This window comes from Kosakonia oryzendophytica (assembly GCF_027886705.1).
In the GTDB taxonomy this organism is placed as follows: Bacteria; Pseudomonadota; Gammaproteobacteria; order Enterobacterales; family Enterobacteriaceae; genus Kosakonia; species Kosakonia oryzendophytica.
In genome coordinates this window covers 1,866,471-1,882,395 of the sequence record NZ_CP115659.1, presented here as the reverse complement: position 1 = coordinate 1,882,395, position 15,925 = coordinate 1,866,471, and the positions used below count along the sequence as shown (strand labels likewise).

16 protein-coding genes are annotated in these 15,925 nt (G+C 49.2%); 5 read left to right on the top strand and 11 right to left on the bottom strand.

The window, feature by feature from the left end; translation table 11 throughout:
• The 4 genes from O9K67_RS09085 to O9K67_RS09070 form a co-directional block, all read right to left on the bottom strand.
• Nucleotides 1-1,260: an NAD(P)/FAD-dependent oxidoreductase gene (locus O9K67_RS09085; protein WP_061494214.1), complete on the bottom strand. Its 1,260-nt coding sequence runs from the start codon at nucleotides 1,258-1,260 to the stop codon at nucleotides 1-3.
• A complete protein-coding gene (locus tag O9K67_RS09080) occupies nucleotides 1,257-1,976 on the bottom strand; it encodes an SDR family NAD(P)-dependent oxidoreductase (protein WP_061494213.1) in 720 nt (239 codons plus the stop codon). Before O9K67_RS09080 ends, O9K67_RS09085 begins: the two co-directional genes overlap by 4 nt.
• A complete protein-coding gene (locus O9K67_RS09075) occupies nucleotides 1,973-2,407 on the bottom strand; it encodes a nuclear transport factor 2 family protein (RefSeq protein ID WP_061494212.1) in 435 nt (144 codons plus the stop codon). Before O9K67_RS09075 ends, O9K67_RS09080 begins: the two co-directional genes overlap by 4 nt.
• A gap of 223 nt (nucleotides 2,408-2,630) precedes the next feature.
• On the bottom strand, nucleotides 2,631-3,359 hold the full coding sequence (locus O9K67_RS09070; RefSeq protein WP_061494211.1) for a MerR family transcriptional regulator: 729 nt from the start codon (nucleotides 3,357-3,359) through the stop codon (nucleotides 2,631-2,633).
• 117 nt (nucleotides 3,360-3,476) lie between these two features.
• Here O9K67_RS09070 and blc point away from each other — a divergent pair, with 117 nt between their 5' ends.
• The 3 genes from blc to O9K67_RS09055 all read left to right on the top strand — a co-directional run bounded on the left by blc (nucleotide 3,477) and on the right by O9K67_RS09055 (nucleotide 7,661).
• Nucleotides 3,477-4,001, top strand: coding sequence for an outer membrane lipoprotein Blc (gene blc, locus O9K67_RS09065; RefSeq protein WP_061494210.1), 525 nt, complete (start codon nucleotides 3,477-3,479; stop codon nucleotides 3,999-4,001).
• A 991-nt stretch (nucleotides 4,002-4,992) separates the two neighbouring features.
• Nucleotides 4,993-5,703: a response regulator gene (locus O9K67_RS09060; RefSeq protein ID WP_061494209.1), complete on the top strand. Its 711-nt coding sequence runs from the start codon at nucleotides 4,993-4,995 to the stop codon at nucleotides 5,701-5,703.
• Between the two features lie 1,025 nt (nucleotides 5,704-6,728).
• A complete protein-coding gene (locus tag O9K67_RS09055) occupies nucleotides 6,729-7,661 on the top strand; it encodes a flagellin N-terminal helical domain-containing protein (protein ID WP_061494208.1) in 933 nt (310 codons plus the stop codon).
• Nucleotides 7,662-7,791: 130 nt separating this feature from the next.
• Here the strand turns inward: O9K67_RS09055 and O9K67_RS09050 are convergent, their stop codons facing one another.
• A complete protein-coding gene (locus O9K67_RS09050; protein ID WP_061494207.1) occupies nucleotides 7,792-8,028 on the bottom strand; it encodes a tautomerase family protein in 237 nt (78 codons plus the stop codon).
• A 61-nt stretch (nucleotides 8,029-8,089) separates the two neighbouring features.
• Between O9K67_RS09050 and O9K67_RS09045 the strand changes: the two genes are divergently transcribed.
• Nucleotides 8,090-8,587, top strand: coding sequence for a winged helix-turn-helix transcriptional regulator (locus tag O9K67_RS09045; protein ID WP_061494206.1), 498 nt, complete (start codon nucleotides 8,090-8,092; stop codon nucleotides 8,585-8,587).
• A 35-nt stretch (nucleotides 8,588-8,622) separates the two neighbouring features.
• Here O9K67_RS09045 and O9K67_RS09040 read toward each other — a convergent pair whose 3' ends face one another.
• The 4 genes from O9K67_RS09040 to O9K67_RS09025 form a co-directional block, all read right to left on the bottom strand.
• Complete coding sequence (locus tag O9K67_RS09040) at nucleotides 8,623-10,521, bottom strand: methyl-accepting chemotaxis protein (protein ID WP_061494205.1); 1,899 nt, start codon at nucleotides 10,519-10,521, stop codon at nucleotides 8,623-8,625.
• Between the two features lie 483 nt (nucleotides 10,522-11,004).
• On the bottom strand, nucleotides 11,005-12,543 hold the full coding sequence (locus O9K67_RS09035) for a methyl-accepting chemotaxis protein (RefSeq protein WP_061494204.1): 1,539 nt from the start codon (nucleotides 12,541-12,543) through the stop codon (nucleotides 11,005-11,007).
• Nucleotides 12,544-12,840: 297 nt separating this feature from the next.
• Entirely contained in the window at nucleotides 12,841-13,116 is a 276-nt protein-coding gene (locus tag O9K67_RS09030) for a flagellar transcriptional regulator FlhD (protein ID WP_071889929.1), read from the bottom strand.
• A gap of 406 nt (nucleotides 13,117-13,522) precedes the next feature.
• Entirely contained in the window at nucleotides 13,523-13,768 is a 246-nt protein-coding gene (locus O9K67_RS09025) for a YmjA family protein (protein ID WP_061494203.1), read from the bottom strand.
• Between the two features lie 181 nt (nucleotides 13,769-13,949).
• Between O9K67_RS09025 and O9K67_RS09020 the strand changes: the two genes are divergently transcribed.
• The gene (locus O9K67_RS09020) at nucleotides 13,950-14,648 is read left to right on the top strand and encodes an RluA family pseudouridine synthase (protein ID WP_061494202.1); all 699 of its coding nucleotides are present in this window, start codon (nucleotides 13,950-13,952) and stop codon (nucleotides 14,646-14,648) included.
• A 30-nt stretch (nucleotides 14,649-14,678) separates the two neighbouring features.
• On the opposite strand, the gene O9K67_RS09015 is transcribed toward O9K67_RS09020, so the two are convergent.
• Nucleotides 14,679-15,218 carry a DUF2058 domain-containing protein gene (locus O9K67_RS09015; protein ID WP_061494201.1) on the bottom strand — a complete coding sequence of 180 codons (540 nt, stop codon included), beginning with the start codon at nucleotides 15,216-15,218 and terminating at the stop codon, nucleotides 14,679-14,681.
• Nucleotides 15,219-15,252: 34 nt separating this feature from the next.
• On the bottom strand, nucleotides 15,253-15,735 hold the full coding sequence (locus tag O9K67_RS09010; protein WP_061494200.1) for a cold-shock protein: 483 nt from the start codon (nucleotides 15,733-15,735) through the stop codon (nucleotides 15,253-15,255).
• Nucleotides 15,736-15,925 lie beyond the last annotated feature (190 nt).

Below are 15,925 nucleotides of genomic sequence, written 5' to 3'. Positions count from 1 at the left end.
TCAGTTGCCCTCCCCGACAGCTATTCCTTTCACCACATCCAGTGCGCTGCGCACGCCATCTTCGTGAAAACCGTTATACCAGTACGCCCCGCAATACCAGCTCCGTCGGTGACCGTTAATCTCACCGCGACGCGCCTGAGCCCGCCAGCTTTGGGGGTTAAAGAGTGGGTGCTCATAGACAAAGCGCTGCCAGACATAGCGCGCGTCGACCGGCGAGTCCGGATTGAGGGTGACACAGAACAAGGGGCTGCCTTCAGGCAGACCTTGTAAGATATTCATGTTGTAAGTGACACAGGCACGATCCTGATCCCGTTCGCTCAGACGATAGTTCCAGCTTGCCCAGGCACGCTCACGTACCGGCAGCCAGCGCGGATCGCTGTGCAAGACCACCTCATTGCGCTGCCAGCCAATAGCGCCCAACACTTCACGCTCGGCAGGCGCAGGATCGACCAGCATCGCCAGTGCCTGTGCCGAGTGGCAGGCGAAGATCACCTGGTCGAAGCGCTGCTCTGACGCATCAAGCCGGATCGTAACGCCGTCGTCATGGCGCAAGACCTGCTGCACCGGCGTGTTTAGATGTAACGTCAGGCGGTCGCCCAGTTGCGCCAGCAAGGCGCGGATATACTCACGTGAGCCGCCTGGCACCACATACCATTGCGGGCGATCGGCAATATCCAGTAAACCGTGGTGCTCAAAAAAGCGCAAAAACAGCGGTAGCGGGAAGCGACGCATCTCTTGCAGCGACGATGACCAGATGGCAGCCCCCATCGGCAAAATGTAGTGGCGCGCAAAAAAGTGGCTGAAATGGTGCTGTTCAAGGAAGCTTTGCAAGGTGGCATTCTCGTCCACACCTGATCGCAGCGCCTGTTTTGCCAGCCGATTAAAACGCACGATCGCGTTCAGCAGTCCCCAAAATGCCGGGTTAACGAGATTGCGACGCTGCGCAAACAGCGAGAGGAGCGTATGCCCGTTATATTCCAGGCCACTCTGTGGGTTATGAACCGAGAAGCTCATCTGCGTTTTTTGCCCATTGATGCCCAGTTCGCTGAGCAGGCCCATAAAGCGCGGATAAGTGCGATCGTTATAAACGATAAACCCGGTATCAATGGCATACGTACCCTGCGGTGTGGAGATATCCACCGTCGCGGTATGCCCTCCCACTGTCGGTTCTGCTTCAAAAATCGTGACACGATGATGCCCGGCCAGGCGCCAGGCACAGGTCAGCCCGGCAATACCGCTTCCGATAATGGCAATGTTCATGAGCGCACCATCCTGCGCAGCAACACGCGCTGGAAACATTCAGGTAGCCCCGCCAGCAGGCGCAGGAGCAGGCTGAACCCGGTCGGAAAAGCGATGTGATTTTTCCCTTTCGCCAGGCCGCGACGGATGGCTTTCACAGCATCATTGACGCTTACCTGGCCAGGCATAGCGAAATCATTTTTGCGGGTCAGCGGGGTGTCCACAAACCCAGGTGAGACAACCGTGACGGTTATCCCTTTGGGTTCCCAGTCCAGTCGCAGGCTGTTAGCAAACCAGGTCAGCGCAGCTTTAGATGCACCGTATGCTTCGGCCCGGGGAAAGGGCAACCAGTGCGCCATTGAACTGACCAGCACCACGCGATTTCCGGCAACGAGCTGTTCTTGTAGCGCAGCCAGGCAATTTACTGGTCCCAGCACGTTGGTAGTCAGCACCCGTTCCACCAATGCAGCATCCACCACGCCGTGATTGAAATATTCACACGTACCCGCACAGAGAATGACCAGATCGGCATAACATTGCGCCAGTGCCTGGCGACAGGCCTGCGGATCGGTCATGTCGAACAGGCGTACCGTGATATTCGGGCTGTACTGATGGAGTGCTTCCAGTCGCAGCGGATCCCGTCCGCACGCAATGACGCTATGGCCATCATCGGCCCAGGATTTTGCCAGCCCTTCCCCGATGCCGGAGCTGGCACCCGTGATGAGGACGGTCATCATGAGCGCACCCTCCTTTTCACGCCACGAATGGCCCAGCTCAGCAAAGGAAGATGTTCGTAGATCATCTCCCCCGCATCGTAGTAATCACGCTGGCGAATAATCAGGTTGTCCTGCACCTCCACCATAGAGCACCCACCAAGCGCAAGCGCCTTCCCGGCGGAAATGCGTGGATGTGACCAGTGCATCGTCCAACTGACGGCATAACGCTGCCCCTCGCAGACCGGAACGTCGATGGAAAAGCGGCAGTGCTGCACATTAACCAGCAGCCGTGTGAAATACCGCTGGATCGCAACCAGTCCCCGATGCTCACCAAAGGGATCGATGAGTTGAGCGTCCGGGTGATAGAGCGTCGTCAGCGCCGAAGGGGGCTGGTTATCCAGCCCGGCGTAGTACTCAACAAACCGGTTGATGACGGAGGAGAGTGTGCTCATGAGTTTCACCAGGGTTCAGAACAACAGAGTAATCGCATAATTTAAACTTACACAATTACTTTTATTTGTCCAAGTTTTGGTGAAAATATTTTTTATATGTAATAATTATCAATAAGTTATTTATTGTTTCTTTGTGCAGTTGTTTTGCTTTTTTTACGCACACAGCCGTCTTCCGCTCACACGAAGGTTGAGTGGGAAACAGGTGCCGCGTGGGGAAACGGAATCAGAGAGGGATGACGTCCAGGGAAACAACCTGCTGCTGCCAGAGTTCAATCTGCTTTTTGCGCGCAGCGGTGAGTTTGCCGGTAGTGACCAGCAGCCATTTTCGTTCCGGGAAGATTTCAGGCGCAAGCGTGGCAGGCGGAACAGGAAGCACGTCAATGCGGTGGCCCTGCCCGGTACGGGTGAGCGCTTCAAGCCAGATTTCACACGGGTCGGTAAGGTGCCAGCCGGTGATAAGGTAATTATCCCCCGGCGCTTTTTTATCCCCTTCAAGGCAAAACGAGGTGTAGGAGATGATGATGCCGTCGAGCACTTCACGCAGGGTCATCATGGCTGGAATGTTAGCCGAGACTTTACTGCGCAATGGGCGCAAAACTTCCGTGACCAGTTCCGGGCGAGGATATTCGCGGCCTGAGTCGTAGATCAGCTGGCGCAGGGACTCGATTTTGCCCTCTTTCAGCCGCTGTAACATGCTCTCTTGCAGGGTGAGCCAGTTGTTTGTTCTGCGCGCACCGGGCCGTGCCAGCAGAGGTTTCACCTGGCTGACTGGCACCCCTTTTTTCACCCAGTCGAGGATTTTGAGCGCCTGCTGAACATCATCATCGCTGTACAGCCGATGGCCTCCCTCTGTGCGCAGCGGTTTGAGCAGGCCGTAACGACGCTGCCAGGCGCGTAGCGTGGTTGCGTTAATCCCGCAAAGCTGGGCAAATTCACCGATGGAGTAAGACATGGGTACGCCTGATAACAAAGAATACTCTCAATATACTACGAATATTTCCGGTCTGGATGAAGTGCGCCCTGCTTGCGCTACACTTTACGCCCAACTGTGCAAATGAAAGGAGTTCTCATGAAGCTATGGCCTGTGGTGACCGGCGTTGCTATCGCCCTGACGCTGGTTGCCTGCAAATCCCCAACACCGCCGCAAGGCGTTCAGCCCATTACCGGGTTTGATGCCCGTCGCTATCTGGGAAAATGGTATGAAATCGCCCGTCTGGAAAACCGCTTCGAACGCGGCCTTGAACAAGTGACCGCTACTTACGGCAAGCGTCGTGATGGCGGCATTAGCGTGCTTAATCGCGGGTACGATCCGGTGAAGAAAATATGGCGTGAGAGCGAAGGAAAAGCCTACTTCACCGGCACGTCCACCACAGCCGCGCTGAAAGTGTCGTTCTTTGGCCCGTTTTACGGCGGCTATAACGTGATCAAACTGGATGATGATTACCAGTATGCGCTGGTCAGCGGCCCTAACCGCGACTATCTGTGGATCCTGTCACGCACGCCAACCCTTCCGGAAGCGGTAAAACGCGATTACCTCAACACTGCGCGAAGTCTGGGCTTCAGAGTCGATCAACTGGCGTGGGTAAATCAGTAACGCTGTGTGCAAAAGCATTGTTGGTAGAGACGCCGTGCTTTTTAATACTCACGATTCTGGTCTGAAATGACTCGTCAGGAGGCAAGTCACGCCCGCTCTGCGCGAGAGGCGGAAGCTCGCTGTTGTTTCTACCAATGTGACGACATGATTTGATTCGCTATGAAGCAGCACACTGAATTGGCTGCCTGGACAGAGGTTATACCGGAGCAGATAAATTATCAGTCATCCAGGAAACTGCCAGGACAAGAATCTAATGAAACGCTACTTCAGACGACGGGAAAATGAGCGGGTACCAGTGATTGGTTACATTAGTTTAAGCGACGCAACCCGCGAAATAACGGACCACATCATTGGGTCTTACAGCGTTCTCCGGGCGTATAAATAATACGGTGGGTTACCACCAAATACATCGGAAAAAAGCCACTGGAAAACCTTAACACAGTGGCCAGTTTTATTAACCGCTACAAAGAGTATCTCTATGTCGACTGCACTGGCACTGAATGTATAGATAGATTAACCGATATTAATTATCGCGCAATTTAAAAGCAAATGGATATACATAAATAAGGTATCTGTTCTGGTAATTTACGCAACCAAGCGTTTGACCTATACAATTAACGGGCTATTTTCACCTCTCCACACAATCGCAACATAACCTCGACACCGCCTCCACTTTCATTTGTTAACTTTCGGAGTCAAATCATTTGAAAGGAGAGAGTGCAGATGTTTCCACGAAACGAAACTCGATTCGTTCTATTTCCTGGCTGCCAATACATGCTGATTGGATTTAACAATAATAAAGACAAAACTACGATTCTTCTCCTGTATACCGGTAGCAATAATACTGACTTAAAAAAATCAACCAATATCCACTAGCTTACTGACCAAATCGACAATGCCATACGTCTTATAATCTGGCTGGCGGCAATTTCTTGGGGCTTAATTATCGGCACGCCAGGTTCCCGTTGGCTTGCTTTTTAAAGGAAAAATAATGAACAAACAAAGGATCCTACTAGTCGAAGATGATGATGAAATCGCTGCTGTTCTTAAGGCATATCTGGAAAAAGCACAATTTTGTGTGGAGCATGCTGAAAATGGTGTAATTGCACTTGACCGTTTTCGCATGACACAACCCCAGTTAGTTATTCTCGATGTCCGCATGCCCGGCTGGCAAGTATTAACTGCATTACGTCAGAGTGAGAACACGCCAATAATAATGCTAACGGACGACGACGATAATATTGACAAGCTTTCGTCACTCGGTACCAGTGCGAATGAGCACATTGTGAAACCCTTCAACCTTGCAGAAGTCGTGGTACGCACAGAGGCTATCCTGCGCCGCACAACACACGATAATGAGCAGCACGTCATTTTATCCAGTCGCTCAATCGAGATAAATCTCGCCAGACATCGGGTGAGGATACGCCCGACAAATCTGGAGATTGCTCAATGGTTAACAATGACCGAATTTCGTCTTTTAACGCAATTCGTCCGTGAGCCGGAGCGTGTTTATAGCCGTGATGAATTGATAGAGACTTGTATGTTGAAAGGCAACACGCTACCCCGCACTGTTGACAGTCATATCAGTAAACTGCGCAGAAAGCTTGAGGAAGCCGGAGCAGCGAATTTATTGAAAAGCGTCCGTGGTTTTGGCTACCGTCTGGGTGAAAAGAAGTGGCTAAAGGACTCAGCAAACAACTGAACATGCTTATGGATGCCGGATACGCTGAGTTTAAGGAAAACAGTTATGATCTTACTCGAAAATTCCCGCACAGCATAACTCCGGAAATAGCCAAGATCACATGTAAAGAACATGACAAAAGGCCAAAAATGAGCATCTAATATGAAAAGCTGGGCAGAGAAAAATTCATCACGTCCAAATGTGGCGCTGCTTCTTTTTATATTGAAACACCGCATTCATGAAAAGCACTGATACAATTTTAAGGCTTCGGTTTAGTGCTAGCTTCAGTAGCAAACTCAATTAAAGGATACTCTATTTGCTTTTTGGCATACACACTCAGCAAAGCTGAAATATTAAAATGAATAATCATAATGAGGATTACTTATAATACATCATCAATTTGGGTGTGGTTCGTGAGCATGAAAATGAGATGACAATATAGCAAGAATAATTTTTGGTAAAATACTCAAACGGATTATCGCATACGCATAATAAGCAATCAGCAGAAATATATAACTCAATGAGCTGGTGTTATAGTCAAAGGAGTAAGTGCATTTATAATTATATAACTCAGCAATGAAATATAGCCACATTTTAATGTTCGTGGTGCCGGGTGCCTCCCGGTGAGCCTTTGGCCAGTTCCCGCACAAGCTCGCGTTTATCATGGCTGTTATCTTCAAACTGTTACGCCCCTCCGCTTAGGGGGATTCACCACATTTCGTTTATATATTATAAAATATAATTCCCAAAGTTTTTTATGCTTAAACATCTTTCAACTCATCATTTGTTTACGTTTTATTTAATTTCAACACCCCACCAAACCAAGAAAAAAACCCAACTATAGTAAATACAAAAACGCTCCCAAGGAAGATAACATTTATTATTTTTCTGATCTTACGTTTATGCCTTGTTTAATATGTGTAGATTTTATTTTTGCACAAAAAATTAATTACAGAGAGACTAAAGTTTATAATTAAGGGGCCGATGACTTACTCGACCAATACCAAGCCTGGAATTGGCTAAATAAATTAAAAAGGAGAATTCACATGTCCGTTATTAATACGAACACGTTATCGCTAATGACTCAGAATAACCTGACTAAATCTCAGTCCTCTCTGGGATCGGCGATTCAGCGACTATCTTCCGGCCTGCGTATTAACAGCGCTAAAGATGACGCGGCTGGCCAGGCGATAGCTAACCGTTTCACTTCTAACATCAACGGTCTGAATGTTGCTGCGCGTAACGCGAACGACGGTATCTCTCTGGCGCAAACCGCTGAAGGCGCGCTGGGCGAAATCAACAACAACCTGCAGCGTATCCGTGACCTGACTGTTCAGGCACAGAACGGTTCCAACTCTGCGTCCGACATCGACTCCATCCAGGCTGAAGTTAACCAGCGTATGGAAGAAGTTAACCGCGTAACGAAGCAGACCGATTTCAACGGCATCAAAGTGCTGAACACCGGTTCCGGCAGTAGCACTTATAACTTCCAGGTCGGCGCGAAAGACAGCGAGAAAATTGGTATAGACATCAGCTCCAGCGACAGCTACAACCTGGCTGCGGCAGGCACTTCCGGTGCCACGCTGAATACTAAAACAATGGCTTCCGGTGATACCGTTAACGGTATCCAGCGCCAGACTCAGGCTGTTGGTTTCGACGTTCTGCACGGAAAAGTCACCGGCGGTGCAGCTGGTTCAGCTTCCGGCACCACGCCGCTGGCTGACATCGATGCGGCAATCAAATCTGTTGACTCCCAGCGCAGCCTGCTGGGGGCATCCCAGAACCGTTTTGAATCCACAATCACAAACCTAAAAAATACGGTGAACAACCTTTCTTCCGCACGCAGCCGTATTCAGGATTCTGACTACGCAACAGAAGTGTCAAATATGTCCCGCGCACAGATCCTGCAGCAAGCAGGTACTTCAGTTCTGGCTCAGGCTAACCAGGTTCCACAGTCGATGCTGTCCCTGCTGCGTTAATCACAAAATAGCTTATTACCGAAACCGCCTTTATGGGCGGTTTTTACTATTAGCTGGACTGAACACGGCACGGTAGATTCATGCTGTCCGTCGATGAGTCATCACTAAAATGTGAAGGGATGAAAGCACATCAGGAGCGCTGCGGTGATGCAAATTTTGCAGCAATCATTTCAGATGTGGGCTGTATCCCTCCAAGACTCCACTGTTCCGGTTCATGTTCGTCGATCCGGATCCATACTGAACGGCGGAATTCAGGATCGCCTTTCCCCTCAATTTCAACAATAAGGTCAGTCATTCGACGTAGCAGCTCTTTTTTTTGCTCCGCATTCATTATTCCTTTCATGGTTTGCACATTTACGAAGGGCATTGTATTCTCCTTAAATAACTGAGTCTTAAAATCATACCCAGATTAAAAGGCAAATACATATATGTCAAAAGATAAATCATTACCGTACTTGTTGCCTGAGCTTTGCGGGCTTGCTGCGGCGGCAGAACTCCTTGGCGATCAATGGGTTTTGTTGGTTCTCAGGGAGGCGTTTTACGGGGTCACTCGCTTTGAAACTATACGTGCTCATACAAAAATCACGAAGCAAACATTGGCAAACAGATTAAAAAAAATGACTGAACTCGGCCTGCTTTGCAAAATCCCCTATCAAGAAGAAGGGGCACGTGAACGGTATGAATATGTTCTCACCGAAAAAGGTCGCAGCCTTGCGCCGATTCTGATCTCCATGATGGAGTGGGGTCATAAAAACATATTGCACGACTCACCGCATATTGCCTTATCGGATAAAGAAAGCGGAGAAGTACTGCATAGCGCCTTTGTCACGGCAGACGGTAAGGTTGTTGATCCAAAAAACATTCAGATAATCGCGTTTGAAAGCCAATCCGGAAAGGAGCGGATAAGTGACATAGGCAAAATATAAGAAAGCCGACTCAGCAGAGTCGGCTATTGTTCTGGTCAGAGCTTGAAGCTACCAACAACATTTTCGAGTTGGACAGTTTGTTCTTCCATGGACTGCGCGGCCGCCGCCACCTCCTCCACCAGTGCCGCATTCTGCTGCGTTGCGCTATCGAGCTGGTTGATGGCGAGGTTGATCTGGGCAATCCCGCGACTTTGTTCATCGCTGGAAGAGCTGATTTCTGAGATCAGCACACCCACGCTTTCAACTTTGTCCATCAGTCCGTCCATCGTTGTCCCCGCCTGGCGAACCAGTCCGCTACCCTGCTCAATGCTGCTCACTGACTCTTCAATCAGTTTTTTGATCTCCTGAGCTGAGCGGGCACTGCGCTGCGCCAGTGAACGCACTTCAGCGGCCACCACAGCGAACCCTCGCCCGTGCTCACCCGCCCTGGCCGCCTCCACAGCTGCGTTAAGCGCCAGGATGTTGGTCTGGAAGGCGATGCCGTCAATCACACTGATGATTTCCACCACTTTAGAGGAGGACTCATTGATGTTGTTCATCGTGGAGACAACGTTGTTAACCACACTGGCCCCTTGTTTCGCCGCCGCCGAAGCTTCTTTCGCCAGTGTATTCGCCTGCAACGCATTCTCGGCGTTAAGGCGCACAGTGCTGGTCAGTTCTTCCATAGACGCTGCCGTTTCCACGATCGAGGCCGATTGATCTTCGGTGCGCGAGGAGAGGTTCAGGTTACCGCTGGCAATCTGGCGCGAAGCTGAGGAGATCGCCATTGAGCTATTTCCTACCTGCTGCATCAGCTCGTTAAGGAACGAAATAAACTTATTGAAGTTATTGATAATAGCGTTAAATTCCGGGCTCTTACTTTGCGCAAGACGCTGCGTTAAATCCGCACCGCCGCTGGAGAGCGCTTCAATATTACGATTGAGCAACGTCACATTATGGAAAATATTGCGCACAATAATCATCATGATAAAGACGATAAGTATCCCGATAATCGCCTGTACGATGGTGAGCTTGGTCATAATAGCGTCAGACATACTCACCAGGTGGCTGCTCGGAATATCAACCGCCATGAACCACGGGCTGCCGCTAATGGGCAGAACGAACAGGGAATGCGCGCCGTCTTCACCATCGTAGCTCCCGCGCACTTCCGTTGTTTTACCCTGCTCTAACAGACTAACTAACGGTGCCGCTGCCGGAATACCGAGATCGCGGACATTTGAGAGCGCAGGTTTATCCTGTACGGACGAGCCGTTACCGACGATTTTGCCATCTGCTTCAACAATCAACACGCTGCCGTTTACCGCTTTGCCCATATCGACAGCCAGCTGGTTAAAGAAGCCCAACGTCACGTCGATGGTCGCCACACCCCAGGCTTTGCCGTCTTTCCAGATCGCCATTGCACAGTTAGTTCGGGGTTGCGGGCTGGCCGCATCCTGATAGGCTTTCGCCCACGCACACTCTCCTTTTGGCGCATTCATGCCGTCTTTATACCAGGGTTGCTCCCAATATTTTGCCGATTCCGGCTGGTTCCAGACGGTGTTGACTTGCAGGTTGCCGCCTCCGTCGCGGGCATAGAAGGTACTGAATTTGTCCCGAGCCGGATCACGCTGACCAGGAAGAGGCCAAATCCCACCGCCGAACACGTTTAAATCCCCATATTGGTTAACCAGGCGCGGTAATAATCCATCGATTTGCTCACTTTGCAGACCGACAACCAGTTCAGTGATTGAGCGTTGCTGAGCCTTAACACGGTTCATCTGCTCTTTAATCGCGTTACTTTGTAATTCAACCGTCGCCTGAATATTTTTGGTCTCAGTTTCAATAATCTGCGGAGAGACGAAGTGCTTGATAACAATATAGGTTACTATCAATAAGATAACGAAAAAGCTTATAAGCAACAGGCCTATTCGGCCCTGGGTATTTTTCCATGTCATAATAGCAGCACCCGTTCTGGTTGATATTATGTGTAATAACGGCATTTAGTTGAAATTCTTTAATTTAAATCGCGCCGCCGTTTCATATAAAAGCGGCATCTATAGGCCGAAATAACGTTTTATAAAAAAACGTTCTGCCGTTCACATTTTTTAATGTGCCACACATTTTTCTTTAAAAGACAATATCGTCGTAATGAGTCATTTCCCGTGGGTAAATTTTCTTTGATGAAATCAATATTATTTTATCGATATGCGTACATTCTGATGAAGCAGAACAGTACGGGCAGTAACATGCGCGTTCGTACTTTTTTGTCAGGCAAGGTGTCTACGCTCCGGAACGGTAAAGTCATGCTCCTGTGAGGTTCTGACAAGGAGAGTGTTGACCCGACGAGAATACTCGCGGGTCACCATTACAGAGAGGGATTTCGCAGCAACAAACAACAAGGCAGGCTGACGCCTGCCTGTACATTTTTCGCGATAACGTTAGCTAAGTTTAAAAACGGCTACCGTCTCTTCCAGTACCTGCGACTGCTCTTTCAGCGAATGTGCCGCCGCAGAGGCTTCTTCAACCAGGGCAGCGTTTTGTTGCGTGACGGTATCCATTTGTGCAACAGCCTGGTTTATCTGCTCAATGCCCCGGCTCTGTTCACCGGTCGAGAGGGCGATTTCCGCCATTAAGCCGGAAACATGCTGAACGGTGGTGATAATTCGTTGCATGCTTTCACCCGCCTGCGACACCCTTTCACTCCCCAAAAGCACTTGCCTGCTTGAGGCCTCAATAAGTTCCTTAATCTCCTTCGCGGCCAGAGACGAGCGTTGCGCCAGATTACGCACTTCGCTTGCAACGACAGCAAACCCGCGCCCTTGTTCTCCGGCCCGTGCTGCTTCAACTGCGGCATTCAGCGCCAGGATATTGGTCTGAAAAGCGATATCCTCGATTAAGGAGATAATGGTGTCTATTTTGCCGGAGCTGGATTCAATCTCCTTCATCGACATCACCGCATTTTCAACAATCGTATTCCCTTCCTGTGCGGAGTCACGCATTGTTGCGGCAAGCATGTTCGCCTGCTGCGTGTTTTCAGAGGTGTGCTTAACGGTGGACGTCAGTTGTTCCATGCTGGCTGCGGTCTGCCCAAGCGAAGCCGCCTGCTCTTCCGTACGGGCGGAGAGATCGGTGTTACCGGCAGAGATCTCTTCTGCGGCGTGTGCCACGCTCTGGCTGGAAGCACGCACCTGGGTAATGATCTCGACAAGGGAAAGACGCATCTGCTCCAGTGAACCCAGCATCTCGCCAATTTCATCTTTCGAGCCGTTGACCACGGGAATATGTAACTCACCCGCGGCCATCTGCTGGCAATGGATACGTGCGGTATCCAGCGGCGAAAGTACCCGACGTCTGAGCAGAATAAAGATAGCGGCAATAATCAGGGTAAACAGCGCGACAAAAACGCCGAGGGTGACCATGCTGTTCACAAAGCGACTCTGCGCGTCGTTGTTAAGGCGCTGGGCGTATTTTTCGCGGAAAGCGAGCAGGTTATCCAGTGTGATTTCAAACTGGCGATCAAGTTGCGGAATCGTCGTACTGACCAGTTGGTTGAACCGCACCGTGTCGTTGGCACTCGCCGCATCCATCAACGGACGCAGCCCTTCGTCAACATAGGTTTGCCAGGCACGACGATAGGGAGCGGAAAGCGCCTCTTCACCGGCAACCGGTGGCGCAGCCTGATAATTATTAAATGCATCCGTGGCTTTTTGCATCACTGCTTTTGCACTCTCAAGCGACGCCTGCGTTTTCTGTTTATCGCCCAGAGAAGCATTAATCATCGCTTCCATAAGCCGCACGCGCAGGGTGCGACTGTGGTTGATCGGATCAATAACCGACAACACCACCCGAATTTCTTTATTCACATTGTCCAGCGACTGGTTACTGCGAGTCAGTGACCAGAGGTTAGACGCTGAACTGACAAGAAAAATACAGAGTAAAAGGCCGAAAACGAGAAACGAAAAACGCCTTACAGACATGTTTTATCCCTTGGATGAATTTGTTTAAAAAATGACTGCACATTGCGTGCAGCGTACAACAATAATGTTATCGACCATTTCGCATTGAGATTTAACTCAATTTTATTTATTTTCTTAAATCAAATGGTTAGATAGAATATATTACTACCAAAATAAATAAAATAATGACGTTCTGCTTAATTCAAAACTCTTTTTTAATATGTGCATACCAGCAATCAGAAAATATTTCTGGTAACACTGGCGGTGCCCGCCTGGCAAATGATACTCAGCACGAAGAACGTTAATACCTGGCGCTATTTATATAAAACGCTGGTTCGATTTTAAGCCCTCGTAAGCACCACTGTTTTCTAATGGTGAAGAGTGAAAAGAGGGTTTGACAATAATCTGATTTGTTTCTGCTAAAGACACAAGCTGAGGAAGCGTTAATCCTGCGACTTTCTCAATCACGTCATGGCTAAGGCCATTGCTTAGCTGGCTAACATCTCCGGGTTCGCTTGCCAGACGCTGAACGAGTAAGAGGTATGCTAAATTTAATTGATGAATATCATGAAGAAGGTTGTTGTGTTTAATCATTTTTGCACCAGAGAATATATCTAATTAACTGAAGCCTCCCCTGGCAACATCATCCGTCGGCCGCAATAATATATATATAGTGCAAATTAGCTATAAAAATAATGTAAACTTATTTCAGGACGTTAAAAAATAATTAATTATCATTTCGTTAATACAATTATTACCGTTGTCTCGCTACGTTTACTATTGCGTCCGGTTATTTTTACCGCTGCAACTGATTGTAATTTAATGGATATATCAACAATGGGATGAAAATATATTATATTTTCAAAATAAGCACATCTGAACCTTAAGAATAATTAAGAAATAGCGGGCACCGGCGTTAACATATATTTATCTTCCCTGTGTTCCTGTTGGGTGCAAAAAACCGTAAAACAAGAGCGGACACGCAAGGTGTCCGCAACTGTTACTCATTGCCCCATTGATTGAGAAAGTTCGCCACATCATCAATACGACGATCGTCGATACCGGCTTCAGTGGCCATCTCGTGCTGCGCATTCTCACTGATCTCTTCGTTATTCATTAAACGGGTAATCAGCAACTGGAAATAGCGCGCCAGCGCGTCACGTTCTGACTCGTTCACCGGCGAGGCTGACTCGGTCGAGTACTCATCCACGATGTCATAAAACTTAAGCGGTGTATCGTTGTTCATCAATCGTCCCCAGAGGTTAAAGTGGTGTCCGTTGCGGCTTGCATTGTCTGGCCTGGATAATAGCACTCTTATTTTATTTTTCTGCCATCCATGTCGGAGATAAATGTTTAAGCAGCGGTGGATTCGCCAGTCGGCTGAAAATTAGTTATCATCCGCTCCCACTCTTTTTGCGGGCAGCCTGATGTCTACCCTTTTCGATACCTTTATTGCCCCGCCATGCCCGGCCCCGATAGAAACGCTCTATCAGGATGATCATCTGGTGCTTATCAATAAACCCTCCGGACTGCTCAGCCTGTCGGGGAAAAACCCGCACAATCTCGATTCAGTGCATCATCGTCTGGTACAGATATTCCCTGGCTGCACGCTGGTTCACCGCCTTGATTTCGGGACGTCCGGGCTGATGGTGATTGCCCGAAATAAGGCTATTAACGCCGCCCTGTGTCAGCAGTTTAGCCAGCGCAGCGTAACCAAAACGTATACTGCTTTACTTTGCGGGCATCTGGAGGAGGATGAAGGGGTAATAGACGCAGCGATTGCCAAAGATCCGGCAAGCTTCCCGCTGATGACGATTTGCGCCATCCACGGCAAACCCGCGCGTTCCCGCTATCAGGTCATTGAACGGATTTATCGCGAGTCGGAAAACGGGACGTTACTGCCATTGACGCGGGTACACCTTACGCCGGAGACCGGGCGAACCCATCAACTGCGCATTCACTGCCTGCGATTGGGCCACCCTATTTTGGGCTGTGATCTCTATGGCGGTCGTCTGCTGCCGGGCACGGAGCAGACACCGCGGTTGATGCTCCATGCCAGCGAGTTGCAGTTTATTCATCCGGTCAGTAAAACGTGGATCCACGCCCGCCATGCCAGTCCCTTCTGAAAGCCAGGCGCCGGGCGTCGTATCCGGGGATTACCACATCAAATCATCGGGCACTTTAAAATCGGCATACGGATCGTCTTCATCCTGTGCTTCCTGACTCAGCGCACTGTTTAATACGATACTGCTGGCATCACGCTGGGCAATTTTATCCGCTACGCTTGCCGGGATAATCGCATATTCACTCTCACCGTTGTTATCTGCCGCCAAACGCGCAATGGCGAGACGGCCATTAATCAGTTGGGCCTGCGTCTGCTTATCCACCTCGATTTTTTTGATGACATTATTATCGGTGAAGTTAAAACCAATATCGCCTTTTGTAAGGGTGATGCGGTTCATTTCAATGAGCTGCTTCACCTGCGCTTTATACTCTTTCGATAATGCAGCCTGTTTTTGTTGTTCGCTGAGTTGCTTATCACGCTCAAGCTGCGCTTTTTTATTTTCTTCCACTGCTTCTCTTGCCTCACGTGCCTGAACACGTGATTTTTTAGCGGTTCGCTGGACCTTGGCCATTTTTTTACTGGTGACCAGCCCCGCTTTGAGCATCTGTTCTTGTAAGGTGAGTTTTGTCATCGTTGTCGCTACCCGTTAATTAATATGGATGATGTCAGACTTTGAGCATTTTTACCGTGGTATCAATGTCTATCTCATCTTCCGAGAAGATTAACGTCGTTCCCTGAAAGGTGGTGATCGCCAGTTTTTTCAGCGTACGCATTTCGCCCGGCTGCGCGGCTGATTTCGGCCTGATATTCCCCATTAACAAACCGACGGAAAGCACCGCATTCTCTTTGTCGATACGGGCATCGGCAGGCACGTCTTCGCTGTAAACGAGGTAAGATTTGATCGACGTGAGCTTAATGCGCTCGCCGGCGATATAGATGTATTTACTTTCCGGGATGACTTTTACCGCATAGGCGGAGAGTCCCTTGTTATTGGTGGTGGGTTCAAAGGTCACCGCCGCATCTTTTTTAATCAGATCCGGGTTGGCGACCTTAATCACATGAAAATAGCGATTATCGCCATTTTCATCTTTGATAAATCCAAAGCCTTTATCTTTAAACCACGTTGTGATTGTTCCGTTCATCGCCATTACCGCCTGATTAATCGTTTATCTACTCAATTTTTGCAGCGCGCAGTGTAATGCACAATGCCTGCGCAGACCACGTCTTTACGGTCAGTCCGGAGGATAAATTTCCTTGATACGTCTATGCCATGCTACATGTCCGGCATGCACCGATCCCGCAGCGCAAAGCGCTGTACCAGAAATTCTAACAGCAGAT

Excerpts from the sequence above, each read along its gene's own strand:
- O9K67_RS09070 (WP_061494211.1), bottom strand. The coding sequence starts at position 3,359 with ATGTCTTACTCCATCGGTGAATTTGCCCAGCTTTGCGGGATTAACGCA.
- O9K67_RS09020 (WP_061494202.1), top strand. The coding sequence starts at position 13,950 with ATGTCTACCCTTTTCGATACCTTTATTGCCCCGCCATGCCCGGCCCCG.
- O9K67_RS09010 (WP_061494200.1), bottom strand. The coding sequence starts at position 15,735 with ATGGCGATGAACGGAACAATCACAACGTGGTTTAAAGATAAAGGCTTT.
- O9K67_RS09060 (WP_061494209.1), top strand. The coding sequence starts at position 4,993 with ATGAACAAACAAAGGATCCTACTAGTCGAAGATGATGATGAAATCGCT.
- O9K67_RS09025 (WP_061494203.1), bottom strand. The coding sequence starts at position 13,768 with ATGAACAACGATACACCGCTTAAGTTTTATGACATCGTGGATGAGTAC.
- O9K67_RS09040 (WP_061494205.1), bottom strand. The coding sequence starts at position 10,521 with ATGACATGGAAAAATACCCAGGGCCGAATAGGCCTGTTGCTTATAAGC.
- O9K67_RS09080 (WP_061494213.1), bottom strand. The coding sequence starts at position 1,976 with ATGATGACCGTCCTCATCACGGGTGCCAGCTCCGGCATCGGGGAAGGG.
- O9K67_RS09035 (WP_061494204.1), bottom strand. The coding sequence starts at position 12,543 with ATGTCTGTAAGGCGTTTTTCGTTTCTCGTTTTCGGCCTTTTACTCTGT.
- O9K67_RS09045 (WP_061494206.1), top strand. The coding sequence starts at position 8,090 with ATGTCAAAAGATAAATCATTACCGTACTTGTTGCCTGAGCTTTGCGGG.
- O9K67_RS09075 (WP_061494212.1), bottom strand. The coding sequence starts at position 2,407 with ATGAGCACACTCTCCTCCGTCATCAACCGGTTTGTTGAGTACTACGCC.
- O9K67_RS09050 (WP_061494207.1), bottom strand. The coding sequence starts at position 8,028 with ATGCCCTTCGTAAATGTGCAAACCATGAAAGGAATAATGAATGCGGAG.
- O9K67_RS09085 (WP_061494214.1), bottom strand. The coding sequence starts at position 1,260 with ATGAACATTGCCATTATCGGAAGCGGTATTGCCGGGCTGACCTGTGCC.
- blc (WP_061494210.1), top strand. The coding sequence starts at position 3,477 with ATGAAGCTATGGCCTGTGGTGACCGGCGTTGCTATCGCCCTGACGCTG.
- O9K67_RS09055 (WP_061494208.1), top strand. The coding sequence starts at position 6,729 with ATGTCCGTTATTAATACGAACACGTTATCGCTAATGACTCAGAATAAC.
- O9K67_RS09015 (WP_061494201.1), bottom strand. The coding sequence starts at position 15,218 with ATGACAAAACTCACCTTACAAGAACAGATGCTCAAAGCGGGGCTGGTC.
- O9K67_RS09030 (WP_071889929.1), bottom strand. The coding sequence starts at position 13,116 with ATGATTAAACACAACAACCTTCTTCATGATATTCATCAATTAAATTTA.